Origin of the sequence: Rhodococcus sp. 4CII, from assembly GCF_014256275.1 — a bacterium.
In the GTDB taxonomy this organism is placed as follows: Bacteria; Actinomycetota; Actinomycetes; order Mycobacteriales; family Mycobacteriaceae; genus Rhodococcus_F; species Rhodococcus_F wratislaviensis_A.
In genome coordinates this window covers 7,435,431-7,448,204 of record NZ_JACCFE010000002.1, presented here as the reverse complement: position 1 = coordinate 7,448,204, position 12,774 = coordinate 7,435,431, and the positions used below count along the sequence as shown (strand labels likewise).

The 12,774-nt window shown below is 64.6% G+C and carries 7 protein-coding genes and 2 pseudogenes; 4 read left to right on the top strand and 5 right to left on the bottom strand.

Annotation, left to right across the window (positions count from 1 at the left end):
• Positions 1-15: 15 nt before the first annotated feature.
• The gene (locus tag H0B43_RS34990) at positions 16-1,398 is read right to left on the bottom strand and encodes an aspartate aminotransferase family protein (protein ID WP_185729671.1); all 1,383 of its coding nucleotides are present in this window, start codon (positions 1,396-1,398) and stop codon (positions 16-18) included.
• On the opposite strand from H0B43_RS34990, the gene H0B43_RS34985 reads away from it, so the two are divergent.
• The 4 genes and pseudogenes from H0B43_RS34985 to H0B43_RS34970 form a co-directional block, all read left to right on the top strand.
• Entirely contained in the window at positions 1,313-2,908 is a 1,596-nt protein-coding gene (locus H0B43_RS34985; RefSeq protein ID WP_252189643.1) for an aldehyde dehydrogenase family protein, read from the top strand. The two genes, H0B43_RS34990 and H0B43_RS34985, sit on opposite strands and share 86 nt — an antisense overlap.
• A gap of 255 nt (positions 2,909-3,163) precedes the next feature.
• Complete coding sequence (locus tag H0B43_RS34980) at positions 3,164-4,576, top strand: glutamine synthetase family protein (RefSeq protein ID WP_185723802.1); 1,413 nt, start codon at positions 3,164-3,166, stop codon at positions 4,574-4,576.
• 76 nt (positions 4,577-4,652) lie between these two features.
• A complete protein-coding gene (locus H0B43_RS34975) occupies positions 4,653-5,363 on the top strand; it encodes an ABC transporter substrate-binding protein (protein WP_185723803.1) in 711 nt (236 codons plus the stop codon).
• Between the two features lie 1,042 nt (positions 5,364-6,405).
• A pseudogene (locus tag H0B43_RS34970) lies at positions 6,406-6,851 on the top strand (transposase); the annotation flags it as partial.
• Positions 6,852-7,985: 1,134 nt separating this feature from the next.
• Here the strand turns inward: H0B43_RS34970 and H0B43_RS34965 are convergent.
• The 4 genes and pseudogenes from H0B43_RS34965 to H0B43_RS34950 all read right to left on the bottom strand — a co-directional run.
• A pseudogene (locus H0B43_RS34965) lies at positions 7,986-8,138 on the bottom strand (MspA family porin); the annotation flags it as partial.
• An 84-nt stretch (positions 8,139-8,222) separates the two neighbouring features.
• Entirely contained in the window at positions 8,223-8,459 is a 237-nt protein-coding gene (locus tag H0B43_RS34960) for a hypothetical protein (protein WP_185723804.1), read from the bottom strand.
• Between the two features lie 475 nt (positions 8,460-8,934).
• A complete protein-coding gene (locus H0B43_RS34955) occupies positions 8,935-9,840 on the bottom strand; it encodes an IS3 family transposase (protein ID WP_185723805.1) in 906 nt (301 codons plus the stop codon).
• Entirely contained in the window at positions 9,837-10,148 is a 312-nt protein-coding gene (locus H0B43_RS34950; RefSeq protein ID WP_185723806.1) for a transposase, read from the bottom strand. The genes H0B43_RS34955 and H0B43_RS34950 overlap by 4 nt, the downstream gene beginning before the upstream one ends.
• Between the last annotated feature and the right edge of the window lie 2,626 nt (positions 10,149-12,774).

Genomic DNA, 12,774 nt, shown 5'->3' with positions numbered 1-12,774 from the left:
GATTTCTCCTGGGGGTCATTCGGTCGGCAGCGAGAGCGCCGCGGCCTCGACGAGCACCGACCGCAGGATGGTCTCGATCTCGGCGAAGTGTCCGGGGCCGGCGATGAGCGGCGGCGCGAGTTGGATGACGAGATCGCCGCGCATGTCCGCCCGGCAGATCAGACCCCGTTTGTAGAGTTCGGGGGCGAGGAAGGCCAGCAGCGTGCGGCCCTCGGCTGGGGAGAAGCGTTGCTTGGTCGCGGTGTCCTTGACCAGTTCGATCGCCCAGAAATAGCCGGCGCCGCGCACGTCGCCGACGAGGGGGATGTCTCGGAGCGACTCGAGCATGTTGCGGAAGACCGGTTCGTTGGCGCGCACGTTTTCGAGCATCTTCTCGTTTTCCATCAGTTCGATGTTGGCGAGTGCCACCGCCGAGGCGACCGGGTGGCCACCGAAGGTGACACCGTGCATGAAGACGTTGTTGTCGGCGAGGAAGGGAGCGATGACGCGGTCGGAGGCGATGACTGCCCCCATGGGGGCGTAGGCCGAGGTGAGGCCCTTCGCTGTGGTGATGATGTCGGGCACGTAGTCGAAGCGCTGGGCGCCGAACCACTCCCCCAGCCGCCCGAAGGCACAGATGACCTCGTCCGAGATCAGCAGGACGTCGTACTGGTCGCAGATCTCCCGGACGCGCTGGAAGTACCCTTCGGGCGGGACGAAGCAGCCGCCCGAGTTCTGAACGGGTTCGAGGATCACTGCGGCGACGGTGTCGGGTCCCTCGAATTCGATTCGTTCCCGGATCGCCTCGGCGAGCGCATCCTCAGCCTGCGGGTCCAGCCGGTACACGTTGGTGTTCGTCACGTGACTTCCGCCGATGGGCAACGGCTCGAAGGGAACTCGTGCCGGCGACAACGCGGTGGCAGCCAACGCACCCAGGGTGGTGCCGTGGTACGCGGTGTTGCGGGAGATCACCTTGTACTTGCCGGCATTTCCCCGAATCTTGTGGTACTGGCGGGCGAGCTTGAATGCGGAGTCCACGGCTTCACCACCGCCGCCGACGAAGAACACCCGGTTCAGGTCCGCGGGCGCCAGGTCGGCGATCTTGGTCGCGAGTTCGATCGCGCGGGGATGGGCGAAGCCCCAGGTCGGGAAGAAAGCCAACTCGGTCGCCTGCTTGGCGGCGGCGTCGGCCAGCTCGGAGCGGCCGTGACCGACGTTGACGCAGTAGAGCGAGCTCAGGCCGTCGAGATACCGGTTCCCGTGCTGGTCCCACACGTAGCAACCCTCGCCGCGGACGATGACCGGGACTTCGGCCCCCTGTGCATACGCTCCCATGTTGCTGAAATGCATCCACAAGTGTCTGCTCGGGTCGGAATCGATGGCTTGCACGGGATTTGCACTCAACTCGACTACCTCCATCTCACTCAAATCCGGATCTTGCCTTCTAACCTCTGACATTATAGGTTTGATATATGGATGTCAACGGAGGAGCGAGAGCATGACGATGGTGCGCAGTCAGAACTTCATCGGCGGTCGGTGGGTCGACCCCGCCGACGGCGCGCGTGCGCCGATCACGAATCCGGCCACGGGCACGGTGATCGGCGAAGCGGCGGTGAGCTCACGATTCGACGTCGACGCTGCGGTCCGTGCCGCCGAATCCGGCTGGCAGACATGGCGTGAGACGACGCCTCGGGAGCGATCGGAGTTCCTCTTCCGCTTGGCCGATGCGATGGCCGCGCACAAGAGCGACCTGGCCGATCTCGAATCGGCGAATGTGGGTAAGCCCATCCTGCTGGCCCGCGGCGAGGTCGACGAGGCGATCGACGGTCTACGTTTCTTCGCCGGCGCCATCCGCGGTGGAGAAGGATTGGCCTCCAATGGGTTCCGCCGCGGTACCACGTCGATTGTGCGGCGCGAACCCGTCGGGGTGGTCGGCCTGATCACGGCGTGGAACTTTCCCCTGATGGGCGCTATCTGGAAGGTCGGCGCCGCACTGGCCGCGGGCAACGCGTGCGTGCTCAAACCCGCCGAGCAGACCCCGCTCACGACGCTGGCGTTGGCGGAACTGGCGGCCCCGATCCTGCCGCCCGGAGTCCTCAACGTCCTCACCGGGCAGGGCGATCCGGTCGGCTCCACGCTCGCTCAGCACCCCGCGGTTCGGATGATATCGGTCACCGGCGCGGTCACCACCGGGAAGGCGGTGGCCGCCGCAGCGGCACAGACCCTCAAGCGGGTGCATCTCGAATTGGGGGGTAACTGCCCTGCCATCGTGTTCGCTGATGCCGATCTCGACGCCGTCGCCGCGGGAATCCGCCATGCCGCCACGGTCAACTCCGGCCAGGTCTGCCTGGCGGCGCCGCGGCTGCTGGTCGAGAAATCGTGTTACGACGATTTTCTCGATCGCCTGGTGCCCGCGTTCGAGTCCGTCCGGGTGGGGGCACCCGACGAGGGCGAACACATCGAAATGGGGCCCCTCGCCTATCGCGAGCACCGCGACCGAGTGGTCGGCTATGTCCAGAACGCTCGGAACGCGAAAGTCCTGACCGGCCACCTCGACCCGAACTTCGACAGCAATTTTGTTTCTCCGACAGTGATCACCGGGGTCGAGCAGGGCGATCCGATCGTGCAGGAGGAGATTTTCGGGCCGGTCGTGACCGTGCAGTCGTTCGACAACGACGCCCAGGCGGTGGAGTGGGCGAACGGCACCCCCTTCGGCTTGGCCGCATCGCTGTGGACCGGCGACCTCAATCGAGCGATGAGTACCGCCCCGCGCCTCGAGTTCGGCACCGTCTGGATGAACGACCATCTGTCGATGCTTCCCGAGATGCCGCACGGCGGGGTCAAGGACTCCGGTTACGGAAGTGAAGGCTCAAGCTACGGTATCGACGAGTTCACGCAGGTCAAGCACGTCTGGATCAAGCACGGTTGAGCCTGGGGCCCGATGGCCCGGCGCCCCGCTCGCGGTGGCGCCGGGACATGCGTACAGACCGCCCGGTTACCCGAACTGATCGACAATCAGGGCTTGCGGATACCCGCACAAGCCGATAACATCTAATGCCAGATGTTATATTCATCACTCAGGGTTCGGCCCTGGGTTCCCCGTGTGCCGCCCCGAGCTTCGATCCGAAGCCTCGCTTGTTCGAGCGCGGCGCCGCACAATATCTTCAGACCCCGGAGGCCAAATATGCCCACCCGCGAACACGCGACCCCACTGGAGCTGGCGCTGAGCGATCCCGCCCGCGAGTCCGAGCTGGAACGGTGTCGGCGACTGTTCGACGAACGCGATGTCACCCACATTCACTGCCAGTACGTGAGCGTGCAGGGCCGCGTCCTCAGCAAGGTCATGCCCGTCAAGTATTTCCTCGGCACCGCCGCTCGCAAGGGCGTGCCCTTCGGCTACGCCGCGGCCGGCGGCCTGCAGGCGAGCCTGGCCGGTGAACTGCTGGGACCGGGCGGCATCAGCACCCGGGAAGGTCTCCTCGTGCCCGACCTAGCCACGGTGCAAATCCTGCCGTGGGATCCGAGTGTCGCACGGGTCTTCTGCGACCACTTCCGCTCGCTGCGCGAGGAGATCGGGCCGGGCGAACCGGAAGAGGCCGACGCCCGCGGCAACCTCAAGCGCGTGATCGCCGCCTTCCGTGAGGAGACCGGGCTCGAGCTCCGCACCGGATGCGAACCGGAGATGAGCTGGTTTTCCGGCCCGGACGCCATCGACCGCTCCGCCTCCTTCTTCCCCGACTGGGTGGGCCCTTCCTACCACCTCGAACACATCGCGGAAATGATGCCGATCCTCAAGCGCATCACGCAGTACGCCCAGGAAATGGGCTTCGAAATGATCCAGTCCGACTACGAAGATCCCGGCCAGCTCGAGTGCAACTTCCAATACGACAACGCCCTCGCCACAGCGGACCGGCTGATCACCTACCGGCAGATCTGCATGGCGGTAGCGAAAGAGTTCGGTGTCCTGGCTACCTTCATGCCCAAGCCGGTGCCCGGAATCATGGCCAACGGCTGCCACCACCACGCGAGCCTGTGGCGCGGCGAGAACAACGTCTTCGCCGACGATGACGACCTCACCGAACTCGGCCGGCACGCGCTCGGCGGCCTGCTCGAGCACACCCGCGGAATGACCGCACTGTTCGCGTCGACGGCGAACTCCTACGCCCGATTCTGGGATGTCGGCCTGTTCGCGCCGGCGGTCACCAACTGGGGATATGACAACCGCACCACCAGCTATCGTGTGTTGCCCGGACGAGTCGAAGTCCGCTCTCCCGACGCGGCCGTCAATCCCTACCTGTCCCACGCCGCACTGATCGGTTCGATGGCCGACGGCATCCGCCGCAACCTCGATCCCGGCAAGCCTGAACTCGGCAACGCCTACGCCGGAACCTCTGATGACGCTTCCTCAGCCTTCGCGCCGCCGCCGCTGACCTTGACAGAAGCCCTGGACGCACTCGAGGAAGACAAGGCGGTCCGCGCCATTCTGCCCAGCGCGCTCTACGAAACCTTCACCGCCTGCAAGCGCGACGAATGGAACCGGCGAACCGGAGCAATCACCAACTGGGACTTCGACGCCTACCTGCGGTACACCCCGTAACACACCATTTCGGACCCCGCCCCCTGGGCGGGGTCCGCTCCTCCATGCCGGTATCACCTTCAGAAGGATCCTTACCGTGAGCGATCTCGAACTCATTCAAACCGGAACTCTTGTCCTGTGCTCCACGGACATTGCCGCACCCCCCATGACCTCGGTTGTCGACGGGGTGCGATTCGGCTACGAGCCCGACCTCGGTCGTGCGCTGGCCAAGCACCTGGGCCTCGAACTGCAGTGGGTCGACGTGCGTCGGTGGGCCGATTTCGTGCCGACACTGACCGAACTGCGATGCGACGCGATCCTGTGCAATCAGGCCATCACCCCCGCCCGCGAAGAGGTCGTCGACTTCACCATCCCCTACGGACGGTTCAACGAAGGCGTCGTTGTCCGGACCGACAGTCCCATCACATCGGCCGCCGACCTCGTCGGCCGCAAGGTCGGGGCCATCGCCGGAACCACCAACATTGCCCTCGCCGCCTCGTTCGCCGGTGCCGAGGTCATCGAATTCGGCTCGAGTGACGACGCATTCCACGAGATGGCCGACGCCGCCGTCGACGGCACCATCGACGCATTCGTCGACGACGAGATCGTGCTGCCCGCACTCGAAGCCACCGGCACGCTGCGGGTCGCCTTCATCGCACCCACAGGTAACCCATATGGCATTGCGGTGCGCAAGGATTCCACTGCATTGCGCACCGCACTCAATGGTGCGATCCAACACCTGATCGCGGACGGAACGCTCCTCGAAATCTGGCACGACAACTTCCCCGACAAGTTATTTCCGCTCTGATCCGGTTGTCCCTTTCTCCGCAGGGCATCAGTGTTCCATGGCTGAGGCAGCGGCCGCCGACGTCCGCACTCGTACGACGGCGGCTGCCGGCCCGGACCGGCCCCCTCGGACGCGGCCACTATTGAAAACTCACCCGCACACGGTTCGGAGAAGACAATGGAATCGACGGTGACACATCCCGACGACGAGATTCTCGACCTGGCCATCTTATGGGCACCAATCGGCGGACCCACCCCGGACAGAATCGAAGACCTCTTCCATATCGGAGTCGACGACTACCGGCGCCGCCTACTGACTGCAATTCGTCTCCACCGCAGACGCATTCCCGCGCGCACCCGCGCCGATCTCGAGCACGTGTACGGATCGTCGATCCTCGCACGACTCGAGAAATCTCAGACTGGGGCTCACACCCCGTCACTCGATGACTGTCGGGCGCCGTCGATCGTCTCGTCAAGCATGGCCACACGACTCTAAGGGCCCAGCTCCGCCGGTACTTCCATTACTCAACCCCGCACTTTCAAATGACGTACTCCCGAGACAGCTGGTTTCCCATGCCTGAACCGCGCACCAACCGCAACTTTCGGCCCGATCCCTCGTCGAGCAGGGGGCGCGCCGACAGTCCCGCCGCCGACGAGCTCCCCACAGTGCACCGCCTTGATCGACGACAACGGTTGCGTGACAGGATCCGCGCGGAACGACACTCCCGCGTTCCGCGCGAGGCCGACCAGCTGATTCGCTTCGCGCAGACCTGGCTCCCGTACGGGGGACCGCCGGCGGATGAAGTCATGGTCCAGTTCGGGATGACCACAACCCGCTTCCTGGAAGCTCTGCGACAGGCGATCTACCTGTCCGACTGCGATCCCAACATCACGCGCCGAATACACACTGCCTACTTCACGCGACGATCGTTCCGTTAAACACAGGCGTCGCACGCTGCCGCCGCGCTTGTAAGGACTCGAAATGCGGCGACGCGCTCGGCGCAATGGAAAATTTCCGACTCTGGGACTGGGAACAACGTTGTAACTCAAAGAGATACGCCACTATGACTGACGTGATCGATCGTGAGCCAGAGACGAACCCGGCTCAGCCGGGTGTCAGCGATGCGCGGCTGAAGGAACTGGTCGAGCAGGCGCGGGTCGAAGGGTTACAGTTGACCGGCGACGGCGGATTGTCGGCGAAACCGACCAAGCTGGTGGTGGAGTCCGCGCTCGAAGGCGGGATGGACGACCACCTCGGCTACAGCAAGAGCGACCCCGCCGGCAGAGGCGCGGCAACTCCCGCAACGGCAGACGAGCCAAGACCGTGCTTACCGAGGCTGGCCCGGTCGAACTGGAGGTGCCCCGTCACCGGGAATCCTCCTTTGAGCCGAAGATCGTAGCCAAACGGCAGCGGCGGCTCACCGGGGTGGAAGACGTGATCTCACTGTCGGCCAAGGGGTTGACCACCGGTGAGACCTCCGCGCACATGGCCGAGGTGTACGGAGCAGCCCGCCAGCGCTGGTCCAACCGCGGGCAGGGAGCACTGAACGCCTTCGAAATCACCTTCGACGGACGCCTGTCCGCCGGACGAAAGTAGCTAAAAATCAACCAGTTACACATCCCCTACCCGCAGCACCACGAACAACATTGAATTCCGGGCCTCGCTCCCCCACCATCGGCAAGACGGTCAAAGGGCGCTGGCGACCCCAGCAGGCACCCGCCGCGCAGAGGACGTCGAGCCGCATGGACGGGTAATTCGCGGGTCACCCGGCGCCGGCACCCACCCCCGGACTGACCCTGCTGCCCAAAGTCGTTGCCAAACCCTCACACTGGACCGCGCCAGGCACCCCCTTTCCCTCTGACCGGTGCGAACTGCGAGGCAGGCGAGAGCAATTCGGAGCACCAGGAGGCGGAGCGGCACGGGTCGACGTGCGACCGAATGACCGCGGCAGTCCGAGAGGCGGCCGCGGTAACGGCAGAGTTCAACGCCAGTCCCCCGCGGTGTGACGGAATCCCGCCGACCCCCGGCTACCCGACAAAGGGGGCGGCCAGCGGGATTCCTCATGCCGCCCAACGGTGCACGAGTGTGTCCCACCCAGTTCGGCAGAGGGTGAAACGCAACTGCTACGGCACGCCCATGAAGCAGCAGTTGATCTGGCGAAGGACCTCTCGGCCAGGTCTGCGAAGCCGGACCAACCGGCACCCTTCGCCCTCGCCCGATCCCTGACACGGACGAGACTCGATACCATCGGAGGGCGACGTACTGTTACCCACATTCGCCCACTAGCACAAAGAGTAAATCAACAAGTAGTCATGCACAAGTAAAGAGGCGGGACCGTTGCAGATCCCGTGGAATCCCCCCGGCCCCGAATCCCCAGGGTAGCGAAAAGTCCCCCACCATCGTGTGGGGTGTGAACGACCGGAATTCGGTGGACTTCACGTGGACGTCGCGTACGCGGGAAACCGCATGCCCACGTGATGGAGATGCGGATGATTCGCGGTGAACGCATCCGCGCCACATACACCACGGTGAAAGCGTCCTCCGTCCGGGCAGCCGATTGACCAGCCGGACCGCGTTCGAGACCGGGTCAGCTGTGCGAACCGTGGGCGGGGTCACCGCGATCTCGTGTGCTTGCATGACTTCGTTGTCGGTGCTCACGGCAACCTTAACGTAGCTGCGAGCCTGGGCGTAGCCGGCGCAACCGCACACGCCGAGGGTCGAGTCGGACCAGGTGACCGAGCCGGTCTTGCCCGCAAACTTGTTTGCACCCGAGTGGGATTCACCGCCGTAGGAGTCCTTCCCGGACCCGAGTACGCCCACCCGCCGGATCCCCCGCACCCTGCAGCCAGCAAGGGGGAAGAACGACCGCGTTCTGCTCGATCACCAGATAGGCGTGGGTGTCGTCGCGGTGGAATCGGTCAGCTCGACGATGCGGGCCACCGGTATGGAGTAGAGCCGGACCAGCGCGCCGACGATGCGAATCTCGAGCGGAAGTTCGTCGTCGGTCAGGCACCGCCGTAGTTGCTCGGCATAGTCTTCGTGGTCCTGGAACCGCTGCGGGAGGCCGTCCTTGTTGCGAGGACCTTCGATTCCCGTGATCAGGCGCCGTGCCTGCATCCAGGCCAGAAAGGTGCCCAACTCTCTGGACTTGGAGGGGCCGGTGTCGAAGTAGGTATCGACGTGGTGCTGACCCAGGGTGCCGATTGAGGCCCCCCATCGGCGAGCCAGCTCAGGAAGGCGATGTCGCACCGGATCCGTTGCCGGTTCAGTGCGTCCGCGTCAGGGCGGAAGGGCCGGCGGGCTGCCCGGAGTCGGGCACGGCGCACGAGGTGCCATTCGGCGTAGGCGCGGATGACGGGCTGATGTTGGACAGGGAGAGTGGGAACGATGCGATCGACCCAGAGTTGGAGCTGAGCCAGCGCCTCGTTTCGCTGCGGCACAACTCCCGCGGCGACAAATGCCGCGCGGATGTGATGGGTTCGAGCGCTCTGCGGGAATTTGCCGATCTCCTCGTGGGTGATACCGCGGCCCGCTCGGACGAGCGCGGCCAGCCCGGTCACCATGACCTGGTCCCCGTTTGCCGGACACGTGATTATGCGGCTTCGAGTCCGCTGACGGTTCGGTTGTGATGGTACTGCTGTTCGTACTCGACCGGCGGCAGATAACCCAGGGACGAATGAAGCCGAGTCCGGTTATAGCGATGGATCCAGGCGAAGATCGCCTGCCGTGCCGCCGCCCGGGTGGGCCACCGATACCGATGCAGCAGTTCGCGTTTGATACTCGACCACAGCGATTCGGCCACCGCGTTATCCCAACATTGACCGGTCCGGCCAGCCGATTGCCGCATCCCAAATGCAGCGAGATGCTGCCGGTAATCCGCCGACAGATACTGACTGCCGCGGTCGCTGTGAAAGGCGATTCCGTTCGTCTTGCCGCCGCGGATTCCCACCGCCATGGTCAATGCGTCGGTGACCAGGTCGGTGCGCATGTGATCGGCCATCGCGTACCCGAGCAGATTCCGCGAGCCCAGATCCAGGACCGAGGCCAGATACAGCCAGCCCTCACCCGTTCGGACATAGGTGATGTCCCCACACCAGGCCACATCCGGTGCCGTGGGTGCGAATCGGCGCTCGACGAGATCGGGTACCACCGGCGGATTCGGAGCCGGGATCGTGGTGCGCTTCTTCCGTCGCCGCAGCAGCGCACCGATCCGGTTCTCGCGCATCAGCCGGGCGATCTTCTTGTGGTTGACCAACCAGCCGGCTCGGCGCAGCGCCGCGGTCATCCGCCGCCACCCGTAGGTGCGGTCGTGTTCGGTCTGGATGTCGAGCATCGCGTTGACCAGGTACGCCTCGTCGAGTTCGGCTACGGTGGGGCCGCGGTGATGTCGGCCGGCCCAGGCGTAGTACGCCGAGGTCGACACCTGCGCCACCCGGCACGCGGGGCGCACCGGGAATCCTTCGGCTTTCCGGTCGTCGACCCAGCGGTAGCGGGTCACCGGGTCGACTCCTTCACCCAGAAAGCCGTGGCTCGTTTGAGCAGATCGCGCTCCTCGGTGACCTTCGCCAACTCCCGGCGTAGTCGGGTCAGCTCGTCCCGTTCTTCGCTGCTCAGGCCCTCGCGCTGGCCGCGGTCGATGCGGGCCTGCTTGACCCACACACCCAGCGTTTGATCACCGATTCCGAGGCCGCGGGCGACCTCGGCGATCGTGCGACCGGTATCGAGGACCATCGCCACGGCGTCGGCCTTGTACTCCGGGGTATACGTCGTCCTCCGACGACGGACCGGACCTTCACCATTCGACATGAACTACCTCCTACACGAGGTGTCCACCAAACGGGGTCCACTTCACGTTGTCGTTGGCCACCCAGGTATGGACGCTGGCGGGGTTCCTTCATCACGACCCATCCACCCAATCCGAGGCGCATGGTCCCGCTTGTGCGCTCGGCTGGTTTTGAGGGGTTCGCCCGGATCGCGCGCATTGATGGTCGCCGCGTGTCGCCTCCGGTGACGTGACGGCAAGACCCCGGCGCCGAGGTGCGTGGCCGGGTCGACCAAACGAAGACGCACCCCTCTCTTCATAGGAGGAGGCGGATGCCCTGTGTGATGCAGTCGATGCTTGAACGGTGAGCGTAGCTGTGGCGGTGGCGGACTGCCGTGGATAATCTGGGCGTGCACCGGGTCGATTCCCTACTCGATTCTCGAGTGCAGAAGCCCTGCCGGGCCCCCCATCCGTAGCCCGGCGAGGCTTTGCCTACCGCGTTTCATGAGGGACACGCGGCACGGGGGCCCCACCGACAGCTCCTCACACGTTCGGTCGGTGGGTCCTTCGCAGCGGGCATCGTGCCGCTTTGGGCTGCGGCGATTTGCGAATGCGCACAGGATCGCGATTGCAACTCTCGGCGGTCTCGTGTCCTCTGCGTAATTGGTCCTGCGACAGTCAATTCGCGGATACGTGTTTGTGCATTTGCGCGCGGGTGCAATGTCATTCAGACGGATGAACTGCGACGCAGTGTGGCCCCCGCGGTTTGACATCGGTAGCGCGTCAACCGCGCTCGGCCTATTGTTCATTCGCCACCCAACCTTGGGCGGCACCGACCCTGCCGACACCTCCAGTGCCGTCGGCAGGGTCTTTTTCTGCCAGCGCCCGCTGCGTTCACCGTCTGCTGACGTTTGGCGGGCATAGTGGGCGATTGGGCCGGAAGCGGTTCACACTCCGTGTCATTCGAGGGACATACATCACTCACTCCAACTGCCGGTGCGGTAACTTGTTCGCTTACCATCAGCTAGCGGCGGCAGGACCCCACCCCGATCACCGGCGCCGGAACCCCCGCCTTCCCGCGACGTTGGGCAGGGTTTCGGCAGATCTGCCGACAGGGATCCGACCAGGGTGACGCAATCGCAGCCAAAATTTTGCCCCTGCATCTTGTGGTACGTATGTACCACATGATGTAGTTGCTGCGCCTCCTCACCTCGGGGCATCTCCGTCGATGACGGGTGGAGGATTCTTCCTGAGACCAGGAGGCAGAGCCCGCCAGCCCTCACGTCCCAGTAGGGGCTGGCGGGTTTCCGGATCGACCTGACGCCACGGACCGTACGCAGAACACCAAGGGGACCCATGATCCGCACTCACGCAGCATTGCCCTGGATCGCGCCCGTCGCCATCGCCGGCCTGGGCACCCTTGTCGCCGTTTACGTCAGAAGATCCGACGATTGGCACATGAATGAGAGATTCTGGGCTGGACTTCTGTCGTTTGCGTGAACGAACTTCAGCGGCCAGGGCGGGCGGATGCCTTACGGCGAACCGTCGCCACGACATGTGTCAGCCCGACGCGAATTCCTTGTGTTTACTGCATCACAATATCTGGACCAACGCGCCGTGCGCCATAGAATTGGCCGCGCACCTACTCGCAGCCTGTGGGCGCGGGCTTATGCACCGACCCCGGCAGCCAAACCCCCAGTGGCTGACGGGGTCTTCCACGCTTCGGCGGTCCGACTGACCCGACTCGGGACCGTCGATTGGGACCCGCTGTCCGTACCGACGGATGGCGGGCTTCCGCCGCCTCGGGCAGGGACCTTGTTCAACTTGACCAGAAGCGTCTAACCCCTTTGTCATTCGCTGACAAATCTTCCGTCCGCACCGATAATCTCAGGCCTCGGGCATGGATGGGACAGATTAATACACAGACGATTTCGTGGTTATGTTGGAAATTCTGCGGTAGATAACTTGCGGTGGGTTATGCAGAGACTCCCCTTCCGGGTCGCCCCCCGGTGGGGTATAGAACCGCCGGCCGGTGGGCATCATGGCGGCCCGGCCGGCGGCCTCACCGATGGCGGGAATGCACGGTTGGCGCGCACGTTAAGCGCCGTAACTTCGGCGTGAGAATGTGGGCGTCTGAACGTTCTGCGGATTGTCCTTCTTAGACCTGGCCTCAGGACCTCCTGCGGCAGGGCTGTCTGTGTTGGACACGGGCGATGGGAATCGAAGGACATCCGCCGGGCGGGGCTGCGTCGGCACTTGCGTCCGCGTGCGTTGGGCACCGGCGAGGATCCGTTCTTTAACGGACCCTGGTGACCGCAGAACGGCGCTCTGATCGCTGGGGAGCCCGTCCCGGCCATCCGGTCCGCCGGTATTGTCGTCATCCCATAGCGCCATCAGGCGGATTACCTCAGCGGTGACACCGACCCGGTGGCGGGTACCCCACGGGGCGGTCTCGGCCACCTGACCGAGGACTGGTCGCTGACACCCCAACGAGTACCCCACTGGAGCACACATCCCGCAGGCACCGTTCGACATCGAAGCGCTCAACGACCTGTCATCGCATGGCGTTGGCCTCATTGTGACCATACGACTCCGTCTGCCCCGCAGAGTCAGTCCCGTCCTGGCTCGCCGTGCTCGGATTCACCGCCGCCTCTTAACCTCACGGGCACG

Bases quoted from the DNA above. Each gene is read 5' to 3' on its own strand.
- H0B43_RS34985 (WP_252189643.1), top strand. From the start codon at position 1,313: ATGTTGCTGAAATGCATCCACAAGTGTCTGCTCGGGTCGGAATCGATG.
- H0B43_RS34990 (WP_185729671.1), bottom strand. From the start codon at position 1,398: ATGGAGGTAGTCGAGTTGAGTGCAAATCCCGTGCAAGCCATCGATTCC.
- H0B43_RS34980 (WP_185723802.1), top strand. From the start codon at position 3,164: ATGCCCACCCGCGAACACGCGACCCCACTGGAGCTGGCGCTGAGCGAT.
- H0B43_RS34960 (WP_185723804.1), bottom strand. From the start codon at position 8,459: ATGCAGGCACGGCGCCTGATCACGGGAATCGAAGGTCCTCGCAACAAG.
- H0B43_RS34950 (WP_185723806.1), bottom strand. From the start codon at position 10,148: ATGTCGAATGGTGAAGGTCCGGTCCGTCGTCGGAGGACGACGTATACC.